The 22,637-nt window shown below is 68.0% G+C and carries 23 protein-coding genes; 13 read left to right on the top strand and 10 right to left on the bottom strand.

Translation table 11 applies throughout. The features are described from left to right. Positions 1-9: 9 nt before the first annotated feature. Both ABZ420_RS24620 and leuA read right to left on the bottom strand, forming a co-directional pair. Positions 10-1,638, bottom strand: coding sequence for an AAA family ATPase (locus tag ABZ420_RS24620; protein WP_357126962.1), 1,629 nt, complete (start codon positions 1,636-1,638; stop codon positions 10-12). Positions 1,639-1,900: 262 nt separating this feature from the next. Beyond that, positions 1,901-3,694 (bottom strand): 2-isopropylmalate synthase, encoded by a 1,794-nt coding sequence (leuA, locus tag ABZ420_RS24625; protein ID WP_357126965.1) that lies wholly within the window; start codon positions 3,692-3,694, stop codon positions 1,901-1,903. Between the two features lie 269 nt (positions 3,695-3,963). Between leuA and ABZ420_RS24630 the strand changes: the two genes are divergently transcribed. The 4 genes from ABZ420_RS24630 (at position 3,964) to ABZ420_RS24645 (ending at position 9,133) form a co-directional block, all read left to right on the top strand. Beyond that, entirely contained in the window at positions 3,964-4,731 is a 768-nt protein-coding gene (locus tag ABZ420_RS24630; protein ID WP_357126968.1) for a sulfite exporter TauE/SafE family protein, read from the top strand. A 95-nt stretch (positions 4,732-4,826) separates the two neighbouring features. Then, positions 4,827-6,455, top strand: a complete 1,629-nt coding sequence (locus ABZ420_RS24635; RefSeq protein WP_357126970.1) for an alpha/beta hydrolase — start codon at positions 4,827-4,829, stop codon at positions 6,453-6,455. 76 nt (positions 6,456-6,531) lie between these two features. Further along, a complete protein-coding gene (locus tag ABZ420_RS24640; RefSeq protein ID WP_357126973.1) occupies positions 6,532-8,151 on the top strand; it encodes a GMC oxidoreductase in 1,620 nt (539 codons plus the stop codon). 106 nt (positions 8,152-8,257) lie between these two features. Then, positions 8,258-9,133 (top strand): ion transporter, encoded by an 876-nt coding sequence (locus ABZ420_RS24645; RefSeq protein ID WP_357126976.1) that lies wholly within the window; start codon positions 8,258-8,260, stop codon positions 9,131-9,133. Here ABZ420_RS24645 and ABZ420_RS24650 read toward each other — a convergent pair. Further along, positions 9,111-10,322 carry a low temperature requirement protein A gene (locus ABZ420_RS24650; RefSeq protein WP_357126979.1) on the bottom strand — a complete coding sequence of 404 codons (1,212 nt, stop codon included), beginning with the start codon at positions 10,320-10,322 and terminating at the stop codon, positions 9,111-9,113. The two genes, ABZ420_RS24645 and ABZ420_RS24650, sit on opposite strands and share 23 nt — an antisense overlap. Before the next feature lie 83 nt (positions 10,323-10,405). After that, positions 10,406-10,864, bottom strand: a complete 459-nt coding sequence (locus ABZ420_RS24655) for an SRPBCC family protein (RefSeq protein WP_357126982.1) — start codon at positions 10,862-10,864, stop codon at positions 10,406-10,408. Between the two features lie 252 nt (positions 10,865-11,116). On the opposite strand from ABZ420_RS24655, the gene ABZ420_RS24660 reads away from it, so the two are divergent. Beyond that, positions 11,117-11,464: a sporulation protein gene (locus ABZ420_RS24660; protein ID WP_357126985.1), complete on the top strand. Its 348-nt coding sequence runs from the start codon at positions 11,117-11,119 to the stop codon at positions 11,462-11,464. Between the two features lie 82 nt (positions 11,465-11,546). Here ABZ420_RS24660 and ABZ420_RS24665 read toward each other — a convergent pair whose 3' ends face one another. Continuing rightward, positions 11,547-11,738 carry a DUF1918 domain-containing protein gene (locus ABZ420_RS24665; protein ID WP_040864432.1) on the bottom strand — a complete coding sequence of 64 codons (192 nt, stop codon included), beginning with the start codon at positions 11,736-11,738 and terminating at the stop codon, positions 11,547-11,549. A gap of 64 nt (positions 11,739-11,802) precedes the next feature. Beyond that, positions 11,803-12,396: a TetR family transcriptional regulator gene (locus ABZ420_RS24670; RefSeq protein WP_357126987.1), complete on the bottom strand. Its 594-nt coding sequence runs from the start codon at positions 12,394-12,396 to the stop codon at positions 11,803-11,805. Positions 12,397-12,451: 55 nt separating this feature from the next. Between ABZ420_RS24670 and ABZ420_RS24675 the strand changes: the two genes are divergently transcribed. Both ABZ420_RS24675 and ABZ420_RS24680 read left to right on the top strand, forming a co-directional pair. Further along, positions 12,452-13,027 (top strand): dihydrofolate reductase family protein, encoded by a 576-nt coding sequence (locus tag ABZ420_RS24675; protein ID WP_357126990.1) that lies wholly within the window; start codon positions 12,452-12,454, stop codon positions 13,025-13,027. A 27-nt stretch (positions 13,028-13,054) separates the two neighbouring features. Continuing rightward, the gene (locus ABZ420_RS24680; RefSeq protein ID WP_357126993.1) at positions 13,055-13,630 is read left to right on the top strand and encodes a dihydrofolate reductase family protein; all 576 of its coding nucleotides are present in this window, start codon (positions 13,055-13,057) and stop codon (positions 13,628-13,630) included. Between the two features lie 89 nt (positions 13,631-13,719). Here ABZ420_RS24680 and ABZ420_RS24685 read toward each other — a convergent pair whose 3' ends face one another. Next, the gene (locus ABZ420_RS24685) at positions 13,720-14,133 is read right to left on the bottom strand and encodes a secondary thiamine-phosphate synthase enzyme YjbQ (RefSeq protein ID WP_357126996.1); all 414 of its coding nucleotides are present in this window, start codon (positions 14,131-14,133) and stop codon (positions 13,720-13,722) included. Between the two features lie 163 nt (positions 14,134-14,296). Between ABZ420_RS24685 and ABZ420_RS24690 the strand changes: the two genes are divergently transcribed. Together ABZ420_RS24690 and ABZ420_RS24695 are read left to right on the top strand one after the other, a co-directional pair. After that, entirely contained in the window at positions 14,297-15,562 is a 1,266-nt protein-coding gene (locus tag ABZ420_RS24690) for an aspartate kinase (RefSeq protein WP_040864436.1), read from the top strand. Positions 15,563-15,565: 3 nt separating this feature from the next. Then, complete coding sequence (locus ABZ420_RS24695) at positions 15,566-16,600, top strand: aspartate-semialdehyde dehydrogenase (protein WP_357126999.1); 1,035 nt, start codon at positions 15,566-15,568, stop codon at positions 16,598-16,600. A 60-nt stretch (positions 16,601-16,660) separates the two neighbouring features. On the opposite strand, the gene ABZ420_RS24700 is transcribed toward ABZ420_RS24695, so the two are convergent. Then, on the bottom strand, positions 16,661-17,224 hold the full coding sequence (locus tag ABZ420_RS24700; protein ID WP_357127002.1) for a helix-turn-helix domain-containing protein: 564 nt from the start codon (positions 17,222-17,224) through the stop codon (positions 16,661-16,663). Between the two features lie 84 nt (positions 17,225-17,308). On the opposite strand from ABZ420_RS24700, the gene ABZ420_RS24705 reads away from it, so the two are divergent. The 4 genes from ABZ420_RS24705 (at position 17,309) to ABZ420_RS24720 (ending at position 19,328) form a co-directional block, all read left to right on the top strand. Then, positions 17,309-17,734, top strand: a complete 426-nt coding sequence (locus tag ABZ420_RS24705; RefSeq protein ID WP_357127004.1) for an SgcJ/EcaC family oxidoreductase — start codon at positions 17,309-17,311, stop codon at positions 17,732-17,734. A 106-nt stretch (positions 17,735-17,840) separates the two neighbouring features. Next, on the top strand, positions 17,841-18,089 hold the full coding sequence (locus tag ABZ420_RS24710) for a type II toxin-antitoxin system prevent-host-death family antitoxin (RefSeq protein WP_357043570.1): 249 nt from the start codon (positions 17,841-17,843) through the stop codon (positions 18,087-18,089). After that, complete coding sequence (locus tag ABZ420_RS24715; RefSeq protein ID WP_357127007.1) at positions 18,086-18,343, top strand: Txe/YoeB family addiction module toxin; 258 nt, start codon at positions 18,086-18,088, stop codon at positions 18,341-18,343. Before ABZ420_RS24710 ends, ABZ420_RS24715 begins: the two co-directional genes overlap by 4 nt. Before the next feature lie 61 nt (positions 18,344-18,404). Then, a complete protein-coding gene (locus tag ABZ420_RS24720; protein WP_062972272.1) occupies positions 18,405-19,328 on the top strand; it encodes an aminotransferase class IV in 924 nt (307 codons plus the stop codon). A gap of 13 nt (positions 19,329-19,341) precedes the next feature. On the opposite strand, the gene ABZ420_RS24725 is transcribed toward ABZ420_RS24720, so the two are convergent. Further along, positions 19,342-20,691, bottom strand: a complete 1,350-nt coding sequence (locus ABZ420_RS24725) for a serine hydrolase (protein ID WP_357127010.1) — start codon at positions 20,689-20,691, stop codon at positions 19,342-19,344. Positions 20,692-20,927: 236 nt separating this feature from the next. After that, positions 20,928-22,169, bottom strand: coding sequence for an APC family permease (locus tag ABZ420_RS24730; RefSeq protein ID WP_357127013.1), 1,242 nt, complete (start codon positions 22,167-22,169; stop codon positions 20,928-20,930). Between the last annotated feature and the right edge of the window lie 468 nt (positions 22,170-22,637).

A 22,637-nucleotide genomic window follows, 5' to 3' on the forward strand; every position in this document is an offset into this window, starting at 1 on the left:
ATGAACCGATCAGAATCCCGGCGGCGGCTGGTGCCGGTAGGGATGCTGGGACTGCGAGCTGACGTAGCCGAAGTCGTCGGCGACCATCGCCGCCAGCTCCAGCAGCGCTCGACGCGTCGGCTTGCTCACCAGTTCCAGATCGATTTCCGCGCCCTCGGCGAGGTGGTCGTCGAACGGCACCACCTGCACCGCGCGGGTGCGGTCGAGGAACAGCTTGCGCAGCTGGTCGAGATCGACGGTGGACGCGCCGCGCCGGGAAGCGTTCACCACCACGACCGTTCGCTCCACCAGCTTGCCGTAGCCGTGGTGGTCGAGCCAGTCCAGCGTGGCCGACGCGCTGCGCGCGCCGTCGATGGCGGGCGAGGTGACCAGCACCAGCGAACTCGCCATATCCAGCACGCCCGCCATCGCGGAGTGCATCAAGCCGGTGCCGCAGTCGGTCAGGATGATGTTGTAGAACGACTGCAGAATGCCGATCGCCTTGCGGTAGTCCGCTTCGCTGAACGCCTCGGAGACCGCCGGATCCTGTTCACTGGCAAGCACTTCCAAGCGGCTCGGCGCCTGTGAGGTGTGCGCTCGCACGTCGGAGTACCTGGTGATGTGCTGGTCTTCGAGGAGGTTGCGCACGGTGGAGCGGGTCTGCCGCGGTACCCGGTGCGCGAGCGTGCCCAGGTCGGGATTGGCATCGATCGCGATGACCCGGTCGCCGCGCTGCGAGGCGAAGGTGGAGCCGAGACCGACCGTGGTGGTGGTTTTCCCGACGCCGCCCTTGAGCGAGAGGATCGCGATCCGGTAGTCCCCGCGTACCGGCTGATTCACCCGGTCGACGAGGTCCTGGTAGACGATGTCGGCCGCCGACTCGCCCGGGTTGATCATGCCGCCGGACGCCTTGTGCACGGCACGGCGCCAACCGCTGCGCGGCGCCCTGCGGGCCCGCCTGAGCAGGTTGAGGTCGTTCACCGAATGTCCCGGCTGGCCGGGCTGCGGCACATGCTGCGGTTGGAACGGCGGTGCGGACAGATGCGGCGGACCGCCCTGCCAGCTGGGCATCTGCGGTTGCCCGAGTGGTGGCGGAGGCGGCGGTTGGTACGGGGGCGGCGGAGGCTGATGCGTCACCGGCGGGGGTGGCGGCGCCCAGCTGTAGATCGGGCCGCTGGGTTGATCCTGCTGCGGCGCACCGGATTCGGGCTGCGCGGAATCCACCGGAACGCGCCGGACCAAGCCGTCGCCGCCGATCTCCTGGCGGTACTCCCCGTAACCGGGGTGGGGTCCGTCGGGAGGTGGGGCTATCGGGTGGCTACCGCTGTGACTCGGCTGCGGCTGAAACGCGCCGGTAGGGAACGGCTCCCCCGGAAACGGCGACGGAGGGGGATACGGGCCCGGGCTCGGCGGGGCGTACGAACCGTATGGCTCGGCCGGTCCGGCCTGCGGGGGAGCCCAAGCCTGCGCCGGTACGCCTGCTTGCGGGTAGACCGTGGTCTGCTCCGTCGAGCCTTGCGGCTCCGGCTGTTCGGGCTGTGCGTCCGGCTGGGCAGGCCCATCCGCCACGTCGGATTCCTTCGCTTCCTCGCCGCCGATCGGTTCGGCCGACGGATCGGTGGCCGCTGACTCCGCGTCGCTGATTTCGGCCGTATCCACGGAATGACTCTGCAGCCAGGGCGGTGAGGTCGGATTGTGGTCGTTAGTTGTCACGGTTCCCCCATCTGCTCGGGAATTCGAGCAGAGAGCTCGGCGCTTGGAGTGCGAATCCCACGCTAGCACGGGGTTCGCTACGCCGTGTCGCGGAAGGCGTGCCGGACGTGGGGAGCGGCGCGGCCCACAACCGGTCTGCGCCAGCGGGATCGGGCGCCGCGCGGTGGAACCGTCGCGACGCCCGTCCGAGTCCTTCCGGAATGCGCTGTCAGTGCGCCCGGTTCACCGCCGACACCACCGCGCGCAGCGAGGCGGTCGTGATCGAGGTGGCGATGCCGACGCCCCACACCACCCTGTCGCCGATCGCGCACTCCACGTAGGCGGCGGCCTGCGCGTCGTCGCCCGCGGACATCGCGTGCTCGGAGTAGTCCAGCACCTCGACGTCGAAGCCGACCGCGGCGATCGCGTCGACGAACGCCGCCAGCGGTCCGTTGCCCTTGCCGGTGATCTCCTGCTCGACGCCGTCGACCTTCACCACGGCCACGATGGAGTCGACCCCGCCGTCGGTCTCCGACGCGGTGACCTTCTGGCGCATCCGCTCCAGCGGGCGGATCGGGCTCAGGTACTCCTCGTGGAAGACGTCCCACATCTCCTTGGGCGTCACCTCGCCGCCCTCGCCGTCGGTGATCTTCTGGATCGCCTGGGAGAACTCGATCTGCAACCGCCGGGGCAACGCCAGCCCGTGGTCGGTCTTCATGATGTAGGCGACGCCGCCCTTGCCGGACTGCGAGTTGACCCGGATCACCGCCTCGTAGGTGCGGCCGACGTCCTTCGGGTCGATCGGCAGGTACGGCACCTCCCAGACGATGTCGTCGACATCCGCCCCGGCGGCGTCGGCGGTGGCCTTCATCGCGTCCAGGCCCTTGTTGATGGCGTCCTGGTGGCTGCCGGAGAACGCGGTGTAGACCAGGTCGCCGCCGTACGGGTGGCGCTCGTGCACCGGCAGCTGGTTGCAGTATTCGACGGTGCGGCGGATCTCATCGATGTCGGAGAAGTTGATCTGCGGGTCGATACCGCGGGAGAACATGTTCATCCCCAGCGTGACCAAGCAGACGTTGCCGGTGCGCTCGCCGTTGCCGAACAGGCAGCCTTCGATCCGGTCGGCGCCCGCCTGGTAGCCCAGCTCGGCGGCGGCCACCGCGGTGCCGCGGTCGTTGTGCGGGTGCAGCGACAGCACGATCGAGTCGCGGCGGGCCAGGTTGCGGCTCATCCACTCGATCGAGTCGGCGTAGACGTTCGGCGTGGCCATCTCGACGGTGGCGGGCAGGTTGATGATCAGCGGCTTGTCCGGCGTCGGCGCGATGATCGCCGAGACTGCGTCACAGACGTCCTTGGCGTACTCCAGCTCGGTGCCGGTGTAGGACTCCGGGCTGTACTCGTAGCGCCAAGAGGTGTCCGGGTAGCGCTGCTCGATCTCCAGGCACAGCGCGGCGGCGTCGGTGGCGATCTTCTTCACCGCATCGCGGTCGGCGCGGAACACCACCTTCCGCTGCAGGATCGAGGTGGAGTTGTAGAAGTGCACGATGACGCTCTGCGCGCCCGCGCATGCTTCGAACGTGCGTTCGATCAGCTCCGGGCGGCACTGGGTCAGCACCTGGATGGTCACGTCGTCGGGGATCGCGCCGTCCTCGATGATCTCGCGGACGAAGTCGAAATCGGTCTGGCTCGCCGAAGGGAACCCGACCTCGATCTCCTTGTAGCCCATCCGCACCAGCAGGTCGAACATGCGGCGCTTGCGGGCGGGGCTCATCGGGTCGATCAACGCTTGGTTGCCGTCACGCAGGTCGACCGCGCACCAGCCCGGCGCCCGGTCGATGACCCGCTCCGGCCAGGTGCGGTCGGGCAGCGTGATCGGCTCGACCTCCTCGGCGAACGGCCGGTACCGGAACGTGGGCATCGAGGAGTTCTTCTGTTTGTTCCACCCGGGCTGGTCGGCTGGGGCGGGCTTGCTCGGCGCGGTGATGGTGCGCGCGGCGGATACGAATGCGTCAGCAGGGGACATGGGGGTTTCTCCCGAGGATGTCGTTTTTCCCAATGGGCTGGGTCGACCGGCGCGGCAAAACCCCGCGACGGGAGCCGGTCCGATCAGACCCCGTCGCGGCGGTCGAGAAGAAGTGCCCGCTGCATGATGTCCGCGAGTTTACCGTGCCGCTGTTCGGGCGGGAAGGGAGGTCCGTCGTCGGGTGATCCGACGACCCGGCTACCGTTCGGTCCGGCAGTGGACAACGCTTGTACGGGCCCGTGGTCCGACGGGACGTCGAAGGATTGGCTATGACCTGGCTGGAGCAACTGGCCGTCTTCGGTGCGGGCATCGCGGCGGGCGGCATCAACACCATCGTCGGCTCCGGCACGCTGCTCACGTTTCCCGTTCTGCTGGCGTTCGGCCTTCCTCCGGTGACCGCGAACGTCTCCAACACCATCGGTCTGGTCCCCGGCTCGATCAGCGGCGTGCACGGATATCGCAGGGAACTCGCAGGCCAGCGCGACCGGCTGGTGCGGCTGGGCACCGCGTCGTTGCTCGGCGGCATCACCGGCGCGGTCCTGCTGCTGGTCTTGCCGGCCGGCGCGTTCAAGGCGATCGTGCCCATATTGATCATCCTGGCACTGGTGCTGGTGGTCGTGCAGCCGCGATTGGCGGACTGGGTCAAGCGCCGCAGGGAGACCGACGGCGCCCCGGCGCCCGCGCACGGCGGCCCCGTCCTGTTCGCCGCGATCTTCGCCACAGGTGTCTACGGCGGGTACTTCGGAGCCGCCCAAGGCGTGCTGCTGATCGGTTTGCTGGGCGTCTTCGTACACGACGACATCCAGCGCCTCAATGGAGTGAAGAACGCGCTCGCCCTGATCGTGAACGCGGTGTCCGCGCTGATCTTCATCGTCGTGGCGGACGTCGACTGGCGTGCGGCGGCGCTGATCGCGCTCGGCTCGATCATCGGCGGGCAGCTCGGCGCACGGCTGGGCAGGCGGATGCCGCCGGTCGCGCTGCGCGCGGTCATCGTCGTCGTCGGCCTCATCGCGGTGATCCGCCTGATGGCTTCCTAGGACGGGCCGCGCCGGGTGCCGAGGTAGTGTCGCGAAGATCTCAGGGTGGGATGTCAATCCTCAGGGGGACGACGCCCGCCCACACGGGGCACAGGATGAGTGCCGTGCCTAGCTGGAAGATCGTCATCGCCGCCGCCCTCGCCGCCGCGCTGCCCGCGGTGAGCGGCTGCGGCGGTCCGCCGAGCCGACACGAGTCGGCGGTCGCGGAACTGGCCGCGCAGGCCGACGCGGCGCCGACGCCGCTGCTCGAGTGGGCTCCGTGCGCGGAGCCGAAGCTGAACAGGTTCCAATGCGCCACCGCGCAGGTGCCGGTGGACTACGCGCAACCGGACGGGCCGACCCTCGGGCTCGCGGTGGTGCGCCAGCAGGCCACCGACCCGCAGCGGCGGATCGGCACGCTGTTCTCCGCCGTCGGCGGTCCCGGTGGGTCGGGGCTGCGCTGGGCGAAACAAGGGGAACTGCTCGGCGGCGAGCTCGCGCGCCGCTTCGACGTGATCACCTTCGACCAGCGCGGTATCGGCCGGAGCGGGCAGGTGCGGTGTTTCGCGGACACCGAGCAGCAGCGGCGGTTCTGGTCCGGCGCGTTGCTGCCGCCGGCGAACCCCGAGCAGGAGCGGGCGGCCGACGCGGCGAGCCGCGAGCTGGCCGCCGGTTGCGCGGCGCACGGCGGCGCGCTGCTCGGGCACCTGACCACCGTCGATGCGGCACGCGACCTGGACCTGCTGCGCCGAGCCGTCGGCGATCCGCAGCTGACTTATGAAGGCGGTTCCTACGCGAGCTATCTGGGCCAGGTATACGGCGCGCTGTTCGGCGATCGGGTGCGCGCGCTGCACCTGGCGTCGGTGATCGACCCGGACACCTACACCAACGACACGCGAAGCGCCGTGGAGAATCGCGCGGCCGGAACCGAAGAAGTGCTCGGCGAATTCCTGCGGCTGTGCGCAGACGCGGGACGGGAGCGCTGCGCCTTCGCCGCGCCGGGCGGTCAGGGCGATGCCGTGGTGAGCGGAGGTGCGGGCGCTCCCGTCCGCCCCGCCGACCTTCGCGCCCGCAATGACGCTGTGCTGCAACGTCTTCGCGAGGGTCCGCTCGTAGTAGGGGCCGGAGAGCGGGCGCGGACGGTCACCTATGCCGAGGTGCTGTCGTCGCACGCGCTGCTGCTGTACGACCCGGAGCGGGGCTGGCCCGCTCTGGCCGAACTGCTCGCCGAACTGGAACGCGGACCGGCGGGTAATCCCGACGCGGTGGGCGAGATCCTCTCGGCGACCGAGCAATCGGACGGATTCCTCGACTCCTTCACCGCGATTTCCTGTGCGGACAACACCTTTCCGCGTGATCCCGGGCAATGGCCCGCCATGGCAAGGGATCTGGCCGACGTCAGCCCGACCTACGGCGCGTTCTGGTTGTCGTTGCTCCACGTGTGCGCCTTCTGGCCGTCCCCGCCCGAGGGGTATGCCCAGCGGTATACCGGGCCGTGGATCCTGCGATCGGACACCCCGGCCGTGTTGGTCGACAACCGATTCGACCCGGTCACTCCGCTCAGCGGCGCACGGCGCGCGCAGCAGGAATTGGTGAACGCCCGGTTGGTCGTCGTCGAGGACGGGTACGGGCACACTCCGCTGAACGAATGCACCCGGAAGCTGCGCGAGCGCTATCTCATCGACCTACAGCTACCCGCCCCCGGAGCGACTTGTCGCGCCGATGAGCTGCCGTTCGACCGATAGCGAAAACGGATATCTGTTCACAAAACGGGAATACCGGTAATCTGCGCACGCTAAGCCTGATGATGGAAGGTGACCGGTGCGTAGACGTGCCTTGTTCAAGGCGGCGGGCACCGCCGCCCTGCTCGGTGCTGTGGGGACGATGACGGGGACGAGCACGGCGTCCGCCGACCCGATGTGGGAGGCCTTGTTCCGCGCCTGGGTGCCGGAGATCTTCGCCCCGATTCCCGACCCGGCGGAGCACTCGCCCGCGATCGTCATCGGCTCGGGCTTCGGCGCCGCCGTGACCGCGTTGCGCCTGGCCGAGGCCGGAATCGTCACCACCGTGCTGGAACGCGGTTCGCGCTGGCCGAACGACCCGTGGCGGGAGATCTTCACCGGCGACGACCTGCCCGATGGCCGCGGCTTCTGGCACCGCACCCAGTTCACCGGCGTCACCAAGGTGCCGATGCATTTCGCCAGTTTCGGCGGCGTGCTGGACTGCACCGAGTATCCGGGCATCGACGTGTGGCGCGCGGCGGCGGTGGGCGGCGGCTCGGTGATCTTCAGCGGGGCCATGATCGCCCCGCAGCGCCGCTTCTTCGACCACGTCTTCGGTGGCACCGTCGATTACGGCGAGATGGAGCGCGTCTACTACCCGCGCGTGCGGGACATGCTGCGGCTGAGCCCGATGCCCGCGGACATCTACAACTCCTCGCCGTTCACGCATTCCCGCGCCTGGGACGACCAGGTGCGCAAAGCCGGCTACCAGCCGCAGGCGAACGACTCGATCTTCAACTGGGACATCCTGCGCGCCGAACTCGCCGGCGGCGCGAAACCTTCGGCCACGGCGGCCAGGAGCAACCTGGGCAACTCCAACGGCGCCAAGTTCGACCTGAACCAGAACTACTTGGCCTACGCGCAGGGCACCGGACGGTGCGGGGTCTTCCCCGGCCATCGGGTGGACGCCATCGCGCAGGAATCCGGGGGCCGCTACGCGGTCACCGTGACGAAGCTGTCGCCGACCGGTGAGGTGCTGTCCACCCGCACGCTCACCTGCGATCGGCTCTTCCTCGGCGCCGGATCGATCGGCACCTCCGAACTGCTGGTCCGCGCCCAGGCCACCGGTGCGCTGCCGAACCTGAACGAACACGTCGGCGACGGCTGGGGCACCAACGGCGATGTGGTGCTCGCCCGCGGCGCCAGCGCGCTCGCCGGTCACGGCCAAGGCGTGCCGAGCGCGAGCCGAATCTTCGACGAATCCGGCGTACCGCTGACCCTGGAGAGCTGGTACATCCCGGGGATCCCGTTCGAGACCGGCGCGCTCGCCTCGCTCGGCATGGTGCTCGACCCGACCCGTACCCGGTTCGGCTACGACCGGGCCGCGAACCGGGTCGGGCTGAGCTGGTCGACCAAGAACCGGGAGGACACCGTGGCGGCGGCCAGGGCCGTCGACCACCGGATCGCCGAACGAGCGGACGCCCTCGTCGAGTACAGCGCACTCGGCTACGACGCGAACGCGCTGTTCACCGCGCATCCGCTCGGCGGAGCGGTACTGGGGCGGGCCACCGACGGCTACGGCCGCGTGCACGGTCATCCCGGCCTCTACGTGATGGACGGCGCGGCGATACCGGGCAGCACGGGGACGGTCAATCCGTCGCTCACCATCGCCGCGCTGGCCGAACGCAATATCGAGGCGATCGTTCGCGCCGGTCGCTGAGCACGTAGGTCTCCGGGCGATGCGTCCGGGAGTATCGCCAACCGTGCCGAGCATGCTTTCGGCGTACTAATGTCGGCGGCACCGTTCGGCGTCGAAGGGATTCGCAGTGTCCGCTCCCGCTTCCAGCTCGGGCATCGAGAGTTCCTCCGCCGATCGATACGGGCTGCGGGAATCGCCGCAGCCGCAGGACTATCCGCGCAAGCCGCCGATGCTGTGGACCGACTTCGTGATGCTCGCGCTGGCCGTCATCTCCGTGGCGCTGGTCGCCTGGATCACCTTCTTCCCGGTCTCCGGGCACACCTACCACGCGGTCGTGGTCGCCGACTGGTCCTTGTGCGCGGTGTTCGCGCTCGAGTTCCTGTGGCGCTGGCGCCGCGCGGGCTGGCCGTGGACCTTCCCGCTCGTGTACTGGTACGAGGTCCTCGGCATGATCCCGGTGACCAGCCTGTTCTTCCGCGGCTTCCGGCTGTTGCGGATCGTGGTGATCGTCGTCCGGCTGGCCAGGGTGGCCGATCGCCTGTTCGGCGACCGGGTGACGGCCGCGGTGGTGAACCGGTTCGTGGCGACCATCGTCGACACCATCCGCCGTCCGATGACGATCGCGGTGATGGACGAGGTGGCGCAGGTGCTGCGCACCGGCCACTACACCCGCAACATCGCGGCCGCCCTGGAGGAGAACCGCACCGAGCTGGACGAGATGATCCTCGAGCTGATCAAGAAGGACCCGCAGGCGGGCCGGGTGCGCTACATCCCGTTCCACGACGAGATCATCCGGCTGATCGCCGACACCACCTTCCGCATCGTGTTCCAGGTGCTGGAGGATCCGCGCACCGACGAACTCGTCGCGGACGTGCTGCGGGAGAACATCGATCAGATCCGCGACGCGGTCCGCGACGGTGTGCGGGTGCCGCCGTCCGCCTACGGGCCGACACCCGACGAGGACTGCGTGCGGCATCGCGTCATTCGGGCACCGCGTGCCTGATCGCGTCCCGCGGCTGCGCCAAACGTACGGTCTCCCAGGCGATCAGCGCGATCAGGACGACGCACAGCAGGGCCAGCGACGCCAGCGCGGGCAGGGCGCAGGCCAGCGGGATGAGCGCCAGCAGCACCACAACGGCGACCACGCGGGGCATCGTGACGGTGCCGGTGGCGAAGTGCTTGAACCCCACCAGACCGATCAGATACAGCACGACGCCGCCGTAGAGCGCGTAGAGCGGGATACCGTACAGCGCGTCCTTCAGAGTGTGGTGCGAGGAATCCCCGACGTAGTAGAGGACTTTCTTCAACCCCAGTGACAGCGCGATGATCCCGACGATCATCGGGAAATGCCAGAAGGTGTAGGAACCCTGCGCGATCTTGATCTGCCGCCTGCCCTCGGCGTGGACGAGTTCGTGCTCCACCGCCAGAGCGGCGACGTCGAAGTACGCCCACCACAGCAGACCGGAAATGGCGAGGCCGAGTAGCGAGCCGAGAGCGATCGGCCAAGAGATCGGCAGGCCGGCCACCCCGATGCCGATCGAGACGATCGATTCACCGAGCGCGACGATGACGATCAGTCCGTAGCGCTCGACGAAATGCCTGGCCGAATTCAAGCGCCAATCGGTGCCTGCGAACAACGTCCACAGGTAGTCGCCCGCTATCGCGGCGATCCACAGCGCGATCTGCACCCTGCCGGTGGTCAGCGCGGCGACGACCAGCAGCGTGGTGCCGAGGGTGATCGAACCGAGCGCCCAGCGCAGCAACTGGCCGCGCAATTGCGGGTCATCGGCACTGGCCAGCCAGAACATCCCGAAGTGCACCAACCGCACGACCAGGTAGGCGACGGCGAAGACCAGCGGCCCGAACCATCCGCCGGTCTTGTCGTCGAACGCCTCCGGGATGGTGAGCGCGGCGAGGAACGCGCCGCCCATGGCCGCGAACATCGCCACCCGTGCGATGCCCTCGTCGGCGCGGACCACATTGCCGAGCCAGGAGTAGGCGATCCACAGCCACCACATCACCGCGAGCACCAGCACCGCGCGCAGCGCGTTCTTCGCGCTGGTGTCGTCCGCGATCAAGCCGGTGACCATGGTCAGCGCGAAGACGAGCACCAGGTCGAAGAACAGCTCGAGCTGCGTCACCGAGGCGTCTTCGGCCATCGGCTGGAACCGCACTCGTTTGGAACCGATCATGCCGCTCATCGTCGCACCCCGGTCGGTTCGGCGCCGGTTCGCTGCCGCGCCCGCCCGCCGATTTCGCGCAGAGCACAGCGCGGCTACACGGGTTGATAGGTCTCCGTTTCGGGGAACCGCTCGGCGAAATCGATGAAACACTCCGCGACCACTTCATTGGCCTTGCGGAAAGTGCGTTTCAGCAGAAATCCGGGAACAGGGAGGGGCAGATAGAGCTCGACGTGGTACCAGACGTGCGTGCCGTCGACGCTGTCGGACACTTCGAAAAAGCCGCCGCCCCGGACGCCACGGGTGCTGTCGGCGACCACCCAGGAGGACCGGTCGTCGGTCCAATCATATTCGAGCACTTGAAGATCCGAGCTGCCGAGCAGTTCCGCCTTGAGGAAGACGCGCCGCGGCCTGCGCCGGGCGTCGCGGGTGGCGACCCGGACGTCGCTGTAGGCGGACGACCATTCCGGAAGCGATTCGACGGCTGTCAGGGCATCCATGACCTGTTCGGGATCGGTATCGACGAAGAATCGGATATCCGTTTTGGTGCGCATGGCATACCTCCGACCCCCGGTTGGACAAGTCGGCCGATTGTCTCCGCGATTTGTCCGGTTCGTCAACCTGACTGTGCGAGACCACATCTCGGCTAACCGGATAACGTGCCGTTATCAGGTCGAGATCGGCGATCGGCTACCGCCGGAACAACTTCCGGACGGAAGGATGGGGCCGGCCGGAGGTTCGCGCGCCTACGATCGGAGCCGAATGGGCGCCGATCTGCGGCGCCGTCGGTCGGGCGGGAGGATGTCATGAAATACGCCGAACTGCTGGCGCAGGCGCGGGACGCGGTCACGGTGCGCCGGGTCTACGGCGAGCCCTACGAATCCGATGGGGCGATAGTCATTCCCGCCGCCTCGGTCGGTGGCGGCGGTGGCGGAGGCGGCGGTACCGGCAACGGTCCGGACGGGGAGGGCGCCGGGGAAGGCGTGGCGTTCGGAATAGGCGCCAAGCCCGTCGGCGCCTATGTGCTCCGCGACGGGCGATTGACCTGGCATCCGGCCGTGGATGTCAACGCGATCATCGAGACGGCGGGCAAGGTGCTGATCGCGGGGGTGCTGGCCTTCGCGCTGACTCGCTACGCCAAACGCCGCGCCTGACCGGCGCGGCGAGCGGCGTCTCCCGTCGGCGAGCGCCGGACCGAGCGCGGGCGAGGCCGCCCGGCGCGATCCGGCGCGGCGTTCATTCCGATGTGGCGGGCTCGACGATCGCGTCGGGCCCTGGATACACCAGCGACTCGTGACCGTCGGAGAAGCGCACCACGTAGGGCGGCGTCCCCTCCGGCCCGCGGACCTCGATGATCTCGGCCAGGTGATCCACTTCTCCCACCACGTGTCCGTGCACGCAGAGTCGATCTCCTACATGTGCGATCATCGCCCCATTATCGAACGCCAGTGGTGCGCGTCACAACCACTCGGGCGAAGGCGCCGGATCCTATTCAGTCGTCCACGCTGATCACGCGCTCGACCGCGGCTTCGATCAACGCCCGGCTCTGCTCCTCGGTGAACACGTCGGGCAGCGTCATCCGGTCGACGATCAGCCAGTTCAGCGCGAGGTAGAGCAACAGCACCGACTTCTCGTCACCGGGCAGGCCCGCCGCCAGATGGTTGCGCACGTTGTAGTCGATGTCCTCGCGCACCCGCTCGGTCAGCACCGCGCGCAATTCCGGCCGCCGGGTCGCCTCCAGGCGCAATTCGAGCAGCGCGAGGTAGCCGGTGCGGAAAGCCTCGATGCGTCCGACCGTCTCCGTCATCAGCTCGACGATATTGGCGCGGGTCTTCGGCCCGTCGGTCAGTTGGGTCATCGTGGCTTCGCTCGGCTGTAGCCGCTCGTAGAACCGCCGGCCCGCCTGAGTGAGCAGGTCGTCGCGGTTGGCGAAGTAGTTCGACGCCGTGCCCGCGGGTACCCCGGCCTCCTTGTCCACCGCGCGGAAGGTCAGTCCGCGCGCCCCATCGCGCGCCAAGACCTCGATCGCGGCGTCGACCAGCGTCTGTCGTCGCTCCGGATTGGTCCGCACTTGACACCACTCCATTCGTAGTACTATCTTTCAATCACTACAAACAGAGTACTACAAATGAGGTGCTGGTATGCGAAAGCTTGTCTACTACGTGGCTGTGTCGCTGGACGGCTACATCGCGGGCCCGGCGGGGGAGTTCGACTTCTATCCGTCCGACGCTGAAATGGGCGCGTGGCTCAACGGCCGGTATCCGGAATTCGTGCCGAGTCACTTGCGTCCGCTCGTGGGGATGGCGGTGGACGAACCGAACAAGCGGTGCGACACCGCGGTGATGGGCCGCCGCAGCTACGAACCGGCCCTGTCCGAAGGCGTGACCAGCCCGTATGCGCACCTGAAGCAGTACGTGGTGTCCAGCACGCTCGGGCGCATCGACGATCCGGCCGTCGAGCTGGTCGAACGCGACCCACTCGGCCTGGTGCGGGAACTCAAGCAAGCCGAAGGCGGGGACATCTGGCTGGTCGGCGGTGGCGAACTCGCCGCCCAATTGCTGAGCGAGATCGACGAGATGATCATCAAGAGCTATCCGGTGGTCGCGGGCAGCGGGATATCCGCGTTCTCCGGCGTGTTCGGTCCCACTTTGTTCGCCCCGGTACAGCGCAAGGAGTTCGGCAACGGCGCTCAGGTCACCTGGTTCACGCGGGCCTGAGCCCCGACCTCCATCGAAAGGTACTTCATGCGAAAACTCGTCTATTTCGTCGGTCTGTCCCTCGACGGCTATATCGCGGGGCCGAATGGTGAGATCGACTTCATTCCGGTGGGCGATGACATGTGGGAGTGGCTGCGCGCGGAGTATCCCGAGACGCTGCCCACCCACGTGCGGCCACACATCGGCCTCGCGGTGGACGCGCCCAATCAGAAGTTCGACACTCTCGTCATGGGTCGCGGCACCTACGACCCCGCCCTGGCCATCGGCGTGACCAGTCCGTACGCCCACATGAAGCAGTACGTGGTGTCCAGCACGCTCGGCCGGATCGATGACCCGGCGGTCGAACTGGTCGAGCGCGACCCGGTGGGGCTGGTCCGCGAACTGAAGCGGCAGGACGGTAAGGACATCTGGCTGGCGGGTGGCGGCCTGCTCGCCGCCGCCCTGCTGGAGGAGATCGATGAACTGGTGATCAAGAGCTATCCGGTCGTCGCTGGCACCGGGGTACCCGCCTTCGCGGGCGAGTTTCGTCCGACGCTGTTCCGGCCGACCGAGCGCAAGGCCATCGGCGACGGCGTCCAGGTCAGCTGGTTCACCCGGGCCTGACCCGGCGAACCGGCCTCCGGTACGCGGCGGGGCGCGGTGGTCGGGTCGGCTGCGATCTGCCCGTTATCGTCCGCCCGGAGAGACCCGGGTCAGGTCGCGTCGGTGAGGAACGACAGTCGCACCTGCCGGTCCGGGTTGTCGACATTGAGATCGACCAGCGCGATCGACTGCCAGGTGCCGAGGGCGAGCTTCCCGCCGATCACCGGCACGGTCGCGTACGGCGCGATCAGGGCGGGCATGACGTGGGAGCGTCCGTGTCCGCGCGAGCCGTGCGCGTGCCGCCACCGGTCGTCGGCGGGCAGCAGATCGCGCAGCGCTGCCAGCAGATCGTCGTCGCTGCGCGCGCCGAGTTCCATGACCGCGATCCCCGCGGTGGCGTGCGGCACGAAGACGTGCAGCAGCCCGTCGCCGCCTGCTTCGTGCGCGAAAGTCGCGCACTGCGGCGTGATGTCCTGTACCACTTCATTGTGGCCTGTTCGCACCTCGAGCAGTGTGCTCTTCATGTGCACATCGTCCCTCATCCGCCGCGGCCCGCGCGGCGCGACCGGGATGGGATGCGGCTGTGGGCTTTTCCACAAGCCGGGTAGGTAGCGGCAAAACCGCTGGCCCCGGCCGGTACCCTGAATGACTGTTACCAGTTTGTTGTCGATCTTGGAGGACCCTGTCGTGGCTCTCGTGGTTCAGAAGTACGGAGGATCCTCGGTGGCGACCGCCGAGCGTATCCGGCGCGTCGCTGAACGGATCGTGGAGACCAAGAAGCAGGGCCACGATGTGGTGGTCGTCTGCTCCGCCATGGGTGACACCACCGACGAGCTGCTCGATCTCGCGCAGCAGGTGGCGCCGTCGCCGCCCGCCCGCGAGATGGACATGCTGCTGACTTCCGGTGAGCGCATCTCCAACGCGCTGGTCGCCATGGCCATCCACTCCCTCGGTGCCGAGGCCCGCTCGTTCACCGGTTCGCAGGCGGGTGTGATCACCACCGGCGCGCACGGCAACGCGAAGATCATCGATGTGACCCCCGGTCGCGTCCGCGCCGCACTGGACGAGGGCCTCGTCGTCCTGGTCGCGGGTTTCCAGGGCGTGAGCCAGGACAGCAGGGACGTCACCACGCTGGGTCGCGGCGGCTCCGACACCACGGCCGTCGCGCTGGCGGCCGCGTTGCAGGCCGATGTGTGCGAGATCTACACCGACGTGGACGGCGTCTTCACCGCCGATCCGCGGATCGTGCCCGACGCGCAGCGGCTCGAGCAGGTTTCCTACGAGGAGATGCTGGAACTGGCGGCCTGCGGGGCCAAGGTGCTGATGCTGCGCTGCGTCGAATACGCCCGCCGCTACAACGTGCCCGTGCATGTGCGCTCGTCCTACACCGACAAGCAGGGTACCTACGTTTACGGATCGATGGAGGACATCCCCTTGGAGCAAGCAATCCTCACCGGCGTCGCGCACGACCGCAGCGAGGCCAAGGTGACCGTGGTCGGGCTGCCGGACGAACCGGGCTACGCCGCCAAGGTGTTCCGCGCCGTCGCCGACTCGGAGATCAATATCGACATGGTCCTGCAGAACATCTCGAAGATCGAGACCGGCAAGACCGACATCACGTTCACGCTGCCGAAGTCCGAGGGCGCCCGCGCGGTCGAGATGCTGACCAAGCGCCAGGCCGAGATCGGTTTCTCGCAGGTGCTCTACGACGATCACATCGGCAAGGTGTCGCTGGTCGGCGCGGGCATGAAGAGCCATCCGGGCGTCACCGCCACCTTCTGCGAGGCGCTGGCCGAGGCGGGTGTGAACATCGACCTGATCTCCACCTCGGAGATCCGGATCTCCGTGCTGGTCAAGGACACCGAACTGGACGAGGCCGTGCAGGTGCTGCACAAGGCCTTCGATCTGGGCGGCGACGAGGTCGCGGTGGTCCACGCGGGAACGGGGCGATAGGTCATGGGAGTTCGCGTAGGAGTCGTCGGTGCGACCGGGCAGGTCGGCGCCGTCATGCGGAAACTGCTGGACGAGCGCGACTTCCCGGCCGACGAGCTGCGGTTCTTCGCCTCCGCTCGTTCGGCGGGCAAGACGCTGCCCTGGCGCGGCCGCGAGATAGTCGTCGAGGACACCGAGACCGCTGATCCGTCCGGCTTGGACATCGCGCTGTTCTCGGCGGGCGCCACCATGTCCCGCGTGCAGGCGCCGCGTTTCGCCGCGGCGGGCGTCACGGTGATCGACAATTCCTCGGCGTGGCGCAAGGACCCCGAGGTCCCGCTGGTGGTCAGCGAGGTCAACCCGGAGCAGACGCGCAACCTGGTCAAGGGCATCATCGCCAACCCGAACTGCACCACCATGGCGGCCATGCCCGTGCTCAAGCCGCTGCACGACATCGCCGGTCTGCGCCGTCTGATCGTGTCCAGCTACCAGGCCGTCTCCGGCAGTGGCCTGGCCGGTGTCGAAGAGCTGGTGAGCCAGGCCCGCGCGGTGATCGGCGACGCCGAGAAGCTGACCCACGACGGCCGCGCCGTGGACTTCCCCGCCCCGAACAAGTACGTCGCCCCGATCGCGTTCAACGTGATTCCGCTGGCGGGTTCGCTGGTCGACGACGGCTCCGGCGAGACGGACGAGGATCAGAAGCTGCGCAACGAGAGCCGCAAGATCCTCGGCATCCCGGATCTGGCCGTGAGCGGCACCTGCGTGCGCGTGCCGGTCTTCACCGGCCACTCGCTCTCGGTGAACGCCGAATTCGCCGAGCCGCTCTCGGTCGAGCACGCCAAGGAGATCCTGGCCAAGGCGCCCGGCGTGAAGCTGGTCGACGTGCCGACCCCGCTCGGCGCGGCGGGCATCGACGAGTCGCTCGTCGGCCGCATCCGCCAGGACCCGGGCGTGCCGGACGGCCGCGGGCTCGCGCTGTTCATCTCCGGTGACAATCTGCGTAAAGGCGCTGCCCTCAACACCATTCAAATCGCCGAGGTGCTGATCGGCGACCGCTGAGACAGATCGATCGAACGGGCCGCGGACTTTCCGTGGCCCGTTCGTCGTTTCCGGAACCGATCAGCGGGCGCGCAGTCCGTCGAAGACGACGGCGAAGGTGCGGTCGCGCTGCGCGGGAGTGGCCGTGCTGCCGTGGGTGGCGAGGAACGCGCCTTTGACGAGGCGCATCAGGTCCTCGACGTCGATGTCGGTGCGTACGCCGCCCGCCTCCTGCGCGCGGGTGAGCAGCGTGCCGATCACCGTGTTCAGTTCGTGCACCGGCCGCAGGTACGCCGGGGCATCCGCGCCGCCTACCGCGTCGGCGAGATCGCGTTTGACGCTGCCCTCCGCCACGAGCCTGGCGAGGAAGTCGAAGAACGCGGGCACCGGGTCGGCGGCGTCCGCCAGTTCCCGGGCCGAGGCGATGATCCGGTCGACTCGATCCACGATCGCAGCCTCGAACAGCGCCTCCTTGGTCGGAAAGTGCCGGTAGACGGTGCCCGCGCCGACACCGGCCCGCCGCGCGATCTCGTCCAGCGGCACCGCGAGTCCCTCCGCCGCGAACGCTTCTTGCGCGGCTGCCAGCACCCGCTCACGGTTGCGGCGGGCGTCGGCGCGCAGCGGTCGGCGCTCGGGCTCGGTCATGAGGCACGAGTTTACTGTTGACAAACGGGGCGCTCGTTCCGAATGATAAGCGGGTCAATCGTTCCGCTTATCCGGAGGTGTGTGATGACTCTCGATTTACCCGTCGAAAGCCCGCGTGAGCTGGTCGAGCGGCTGTTCGGCGAGCTACGCTCCCGCGACGCGAAGGCGTTCGTCGCGCGGTTCGCGCCCGATGCCATCTTCGAGATTCCGTTCACCGTCCCGGGGCTCCCGGCCCGCTTGGAAGGCCGCGAGGCGATTCGCGAGCACTTGGCGCAGCGCTGGTCGGGTATTTCCGGAATCGAAGTGCACGCCATCCATCCCCGGGTCTACGAGACCACCGACCCCGAGGTGCTGCTCGTGGAGAACGAGGTCGACATGACCGTCCCGGGATCCGGCCGCGCCCGAGTTCGTACGTCCGTCAACGTCGTCCATGTCCGCGACGGCGAGGTCGTGCTCTTCCGCGACTACATGGACACCGCCCGCTTCGCCCGCTCGGCGAGCGGCGAATGACGCGTTCGCGCCGAACGTCGCTCTTGCGGGGCCCTGAAGCTGCCGGACGGATGAGTAGGCTGCGGGGAAGTGGTACCATATCTCGTACTACTGGCTGGAGGGACTCATGGCTGCCGCGATTACCGTCAGTGAGGCGCGCAAGAATCTGTTTCCCCTGGTCAGGAAGGTAAATGAGGATCACGACACGATCGAGATCGTGTCGAAAGGGGGGAACGCTGTGCTCATGTCCAAGGAAGACTACGACTCCCTGATGACGACCGTGGAGTTGCTCAGCGGGCGCGATGGGGCGCGCCTACGCCGATCGATTCAGGAACTCGAGAATGGTGGCGGCGCCGAACGCGACCTCATCGAATGAAGGTCGTTTTCTCCGAATCCGCATGGGAAGAGTATTCGGCGTGGCTGCAGCGCGACCGTCTCGTGCTGAAAAAGGTCAATGTACTGATCAAGGCGATCATGGCGGAGCCCTTCGAAGGCATAGGTAAGCCCGAACCTCTGAAGCACGACTTGGCAGGGTACTGGTCACGACGGATCACGCAGGAGCATCGCATCGTCTACCGCGTCGTCGACGATGCGATCTGGATCGCCAAGGTGGGCAAACACTACGACTGACCTCGGTCTGCCCGCCGAAAAGGCCTCGCTCGGCGCACGGCGCGGCTGTTAGCCTGCGCCGATGGCGAATCCTCATCCTCATGTGTATCTCGGCGACCGGATCGTTGCGGCCGATGCCGCCACGGTGGGCGTCGCATCGTCGGCGGTGTTGTACGGACTCAGCGTCTACACCGTTTTCCCGGTGCATGTGGATGGAGCAGCGCGTACGGCATTCCGCCTGGACGATCATTTCCGCCGGCTCGAGGAGTCCTGCAAGATCATCGGAATCGATCGGTTCGCGGCGGAGTGGGATTTCGAACGGTTCCGCGCGACCGTCGTGGAACTGATCGCGGTGAACGCTCCGCGCGAGGACGTTTTCGTCCGGGCGACGGTGCATGTGGTCGAGTCCATTCCGGGCACCCGGGTGCGGGGCTGCGCGATCCAGGTCAGCATGTTCGTCTACGACGCGGTACCCATCGTCCCGCAGGACGGCATGCGCCTGAAGTCGAGTCCGTGGCGGCGCATTCCGGACAACGCGATTCCGTCCCGTGCGAAAGTCAACGGGGCGTATGTGAATTCCGTGCTGGCCAAGCAGGACGCGATCGACAGCGGCTACGACGACTGCGTCTTCCTCGATGGCAACGGGCACGTCTGCGAACTCAGCGCGGCCAATATCTTCCTGGTCCGCAACGGCACGCTGATCACCCCCGATGTCTCCTGTGACATCCTCGACGGCATCAACCGCAGGACCGTACTCACCTTGGCGGCCGAGGACGGCATTCCGGTGGTCGAACGCACCGTCGATCTCACCGAGTTGTACATCGCCGACGAGGTCTTCGTGACCGGAACGTCGGCGGGCGCGGCGCCGGTCGTCGAAGTGGACGGTCGCGTCGTGGCGAACGGCGTGCCCGGTCCGATCTCCCAGGGGCTGCGCAAACGCCACTACGCGGCACTGCGTACCGACAGCGTGCACGGCTGGGTCACGGATTTGTCCGCGGCCCGGTAGTCCACCGCGCCGCTCAGCGGATGCCCGGGGTGCGCGGGTCGGGTCCGAGACAGACCAGGATGGCGCACCCAGGAGGGGTGTCCGCGAACGGCGGGTCCAGCGGGTGATTCAGGCAAGCGAAGACATTGCAGCCCGGATAGGCGGCGGGACCGAGCCCGAACACCGCGATCAGGATGTCCGTGTCGACGAAGCGGCGGGGGTCCAGCCGCAGCGGCGGCTCGACGTACGGCCCCGGGTCGGGCACCGGCCGCTCGTCGAACGCGTCGAACACCTTGCGGAAGAACTCGTAGGGCAGTTCCTGGGTGTTCTGTACGACGCCCGACACGCCCTGGCTGCTGACGTTTCCGAAGACGCCGGTCCACACCACCGTCAGATCGAGGCTCGGAATGACGAAGACGTTCTGCAACCCGAGCCCGGCCATCGCGTACACGTCACGGGGCAGGAAGTCGGCGATCTCGGCGCAACCGCTCCCGAGCCAGAACAGGTAGCCGTAGCACGCGTTCGTGGGCGACGGCGTGCGTGCCATGGTCAAGTAGTCGGTGGAGACGATTCGCTGCGCGCCCCATCGCCCGTCGTTGCTCACCAGCAGGCCGAGTTTCGCGAAGTCGTTCGGCGGGATCATCAGATGCGCGTAGCCATAGGTGTGCCCGGAGCGGTCGCGCGCCCAGTAGTAATCGCCGCGGAGAATGCCGAGCGGATCGAACAACTCGCGCTGCGCGAACCGTTGCAGAGGCTCGCCGACGGCCAGCTCCAGCACGTAGGCCAGCAGGTCGACATTGCGCTGGCTGTAGGTGAAGACGGTGCCCGGTGGATTGTCCAACGGCACGCCGAGCGCCTGCACCGCGCTGTCCGGGTCGACCGGGATCACACCGGTGACGCCCTCGGTCAGCACGCCGACCCGCATGCCCGAGGTCTCGGTGAGCAGGTTCTCGACGGTGATCGACCGGTGCGCCGCATCGCCGAGCCCGGCGGGCAGATAGCGGTCGATCGGTGCTCGGAGATCGAGTTTTCCTTGGTCCCAGGCGATTCCGGCGAGCAAGGAGACGACGCTCTTCGTCGAACTCCAAATGTTCCAGGCCACGTTGCCGGTCTGGTCGTTCGTCGGACCCTCGCCGATGAGGCAGTTGTGCCGGAACACCTGCACGTTGAACCGGTTTCGGCCGGACGCGAAGGTCAGTGCGTCCTGAAGTTTCCCGGAATCCAGACCGACCTGTTCCGGCGCCGCCCGCTCCAGATCACGTCCCGAGCTGACCGCGCACCGCACCTGCTCGCCGGGCGCGGCCACCGCGCTTCCGGCGAACACATTGCCCGCCACCAGCGAAACTGCCGCGATTCCCGCCAGGAATCCACCGAAACGCCCCATACGCAAGAGGCTAGCGCCCTTTCGCCTGATCACACGGGCAACAGGCGGGGAACTGGACGTCCGATATCCGCGCGGGTCGGTCCGGACGCGGGCGCCTTGTCGTTGAAACTCGATCGGCCGACACCCTTATCGCATACCCCTCGCGCAAAGGGGCGAGCGTTCGGGGACGCGTGGCCGCTATCGGCCTGCCGAGCACGTGCGGTGGCAGGCCTGGTCCGTGCCGCGACGGGCGGGCGTCATCGGCGGGAGCGCCTGGCCAGGCCATATAACGCGGTGCCGAGTGCCAGCGCGCCGAGCCCGGCGAGCACGGAGCCGAGGGGCAGGGAGAACCCGACGACGACGCAGCCCACCGCGCCGACCACGGGAACCCACCGAGGCGGGCGGTTCTCATCCGTGGTCAGGGTGGCGGCGGAGATGTTGGCGATCAAGTAGTAGAAGAGCACGGTGAACGAGGAGAATCCGATGGCCGCGCGCAGATCGAACAGAGCGGCCACCACGGCGACCATCGCGCCGACCACCAGTTCCGCGCGGTGCGGCACCCCGAACCGCGGATGCACGGCGGCGAGCGCGCCCGGCAGATAACGGTCCCGCGCCATGGCGAGCACCGTGCGTGATACGCCGAGGATCAACGCGAGCAGCGATCCGGTCGCCGCGAGTACCGCGCCGATCCGCACCACCGGAGCGGCCGCGGGGACGCCTGCCGCACCGACCACTCGCGCCAGTGGATCGGTGGCCTGGGCCAATCCGGCGGAGCCGAGCACGCTCAGCGCCGCGACCGCCACCAGCGCGTAGACCACGAGGGCGAGTCCGAGCGCGATCATGACGGCACGGGGAATGGTGCGTCGCGGGTCGCGTACCTCCTCGCCGAGCGTGGCGATGCGGGCGTACCCCGCGAACGCGAAGAACAGCAGCCCCGCCGCCGTGAGCACCTCGCGCGGGCCGATCCGGTCGGGCAAGGCCGTTGCCGCCGAGTGCGTTCCCGCAAGCCCGATCACGATGACGATGGCCAGCACCCCGAGCACCACCGCGACGAGCACCCGGGTCACGAACGCCGACTTCTGCACCCCGGTGTAGTTGACGGCGGTGATCGTCACCACCGCCCCCACCGCCACGGCATGCGCCTGCTCGGGCCAGGCGTAGCTACCGACGGTCAGCGCCATCGCCGCACACGAGGCGGACTTGCCCGCGACGAATCCCCACCCCGCGAGATATCCCCAGAACGGCCCGAGCCGCTCCCGGCCGTAGACATACGCTCCACCGGACACGGGATACCGCGCCGCCAGCCGTGCCGACGACGTCGCGTTGCAGTACGCAAGCACCGCCGCCACCGCGAGCGCCACCAGCAACCAGCTCCCGGCCGAAGCAGCCGCGGGCGCCAGCGCCGCGAATATCCCCGCCCCCACCATCGCCCCCAACCCGATGACCACCGAATCGGTGAGCCCGAGCCTGCGGTGCAAGGTCCCGTCCCGCGACGCCATGAAGTGCATCCTCCCGCATCGCCCCCGCCGCCGCAGAGCGAGTACGACTCGGCGCAGAACTCCGTCGGTGGCACATGGCTGCGGCGAATCGCGAGAACCGCACGCTCAGGTGCCACTCGACCGATGTGGTCGGAAATGACAACGCCGCCGGATTCGCGAGGAATCCGGCGGCGCTGCGAGCTCGGACACCATATCGGTGTCACAACCGTCGACGTCCCACAAGCGCCTCTCGGCGGGTGGTCGCTCGAAGCGACGAAGGGTGCGGCCCGGGGCTGTCCGGACGCCGACAGGGGTTTCAACCACCGGCTCCCGCAGGCTATTCCGGGGCAGATCTGTGACGCCCGCCACTTCGGGTAGGGCGTGTTCGAGGTCGTGCTCGGGGAGTCGCGGCCGGTAGACGCGGTCTTCGGGCCCGAAAATTTTCTTGAATGATTCCAGATTATTTTCTTGACTTATTCCAGAAAAGAG

This window comes from Nocardia sp. NPDC005745 (genome assembly GCF_040630775.1).
Lineage (GTDB): Bacteria > Actinomycetota > Actinomycetes > Mycobacteriales > Mycobacteriaceae > Nocardia.

What these genes read in the sequence shown, in the direction of transcription:
- ABZ420_RS24675 (WP_357126990.1), top strand. Translation starts at nt 12,452, where the DNA reads ATGCGAAAGCTTGTCTACTACGTGGCTGTGTCGCTGGACGGCTACATC.
- ABZ420_RS24680 (WP_357126993.1), top strand. Translation starts at nt 13,055, where the DNA reads ATGCGAAAACTCGTCTATTTCGTCGGTCTGTCCCTCGACGGCTATATC.
- ABZ420_RS24635 (WP_357126970.1), top strand. Translation starts at nt 4,827, where the DNA reads ATGAGTGCCGTGCCTAGCTGGAAGATCGTCATCGCCGCCGCCCTCGCC.
- ABZ420_RS24660 (WP_357126985.1), top strand. Translation starts at nt 11,117, where the DNA reads ATGAAATACGCCGAACTGCTGGCGCAGGCGCGGGACGCGGTCACGGTG.
- ABZ420_RS24630 (WP_357126968.1), top strand. Translation starts at nt 3,964, where the DNA reads ATGACCTGGCTGGAGCAACTGGCCGTCTTCGGTGCGGGCATCGCGGCG.
- ABZ420_RS24705 (WP_357127004.1), top strand. Translation starts at nt 17,309, where the DNA reads ATGACTCTCGATTTACCCGTCGAAAGCCCGCGTGAGCTGGTCGAGCGG.
- ABZ420_RS24685 (WP_357126996.1), bottom strand. Translation starts at nt 14,133, where the DNA reads ATGAAGAGCACACTGCTCGAGGTGCGAACAGGCCACAATGAAGTGGTA.
- ABZ420_RS24700 (WP_357127002.1), bottom strand. Translation starts at nt 17,224, where the DNA reads ATGACCGAGCCCGAGCGCCGACCGCTGCGCGCCGACGCCCGCCGCAAC.
- ABZ420_RS24720 (WP_062972272.1), top strand. Translation starts at nt 18,405, where the DNA reads ATGGCGAATCCTCATCCTCATGTGTATCTCGGCGACCGGATCGTTGCG.
- ABZ420_RS24725 (WP_357127010.1), bottom strand. Translation starts at nt 20,691, where the DNA reads ATGGGGCGTTTCGGTGGATTCCTGGCGGGAATCGCGGCAGTTTCGCTG.
- ABZ420_RS24730 (WP_357127013.1), bottom strand. Translation starts at nt 22,169, where the DNA reads ATGGCGTCGCGGGACGGGACCTTGCACCGCAGGCTCGGGCTCACCGAT.
- leuA (WP_357126965.1), bottom strand. Translation starts at nt 3,694, where the DNA reads ATGTCCCCTGCTGACGCATTCGTATCCGCCGCGCGCACCATCACCGCG.
- ABZ420_RS24695 (WP_357126999.1), top strand. Translation starts at nt 15,566, where the DNA reads ATGGGAGTTCGCGTAGGAGTCGTCGGTGCGACCGGGCAGGTCGGCGCC.
- ABZ420_RS24715 (WP_357127007.1), top strand. Translation starts at nt 18,086, where the DNA reads ATGAAGGTCGTTTTCTCCGAATCCGCATGGGAAGAGTATTCGGCGTGG.
- ABZ420_RS24665 (WP_040864432.1), bottom strand. Translation starts at nt 11,738, where the DNA reads ATGATCGCACATGTAGGAGATCGACTCTGCGTGCACGGACACGTGGTG.
- ABZ420_RS24670 (WP_357126987.1), bottom strand. Translation starts at nt 12,396, where the DNA reads ATGGAGTGGTGTCAAGTGCGGACCAATCCGGAGCGACGACAGACGCTG.
- ABZ420_RS24710 (WP_357043570.1), top strand. Translation starts at nt 17,841, where the DNA reads ATGGCTGCCGCGATTACCGTCAGTGAGGCGCGCAAGAATCTGTTTCCC.
- ABZ420_RS24650 (WP_357126979.1), bottom strand. Translation starts at nt 10,322, where the DNA reads ATGATCGGTTCCAAACGAGTGCGGTTCCAGCCGATGGCCGAAGACGCC.
- ABZ420_RS24655 (WP_357126982.1), bottom strand. Translation starts at nt 10,864, where the DNA reads ATGCGCACCAAAACGGATATCCGATTCTTCGTCGATACCGATCCCGAA.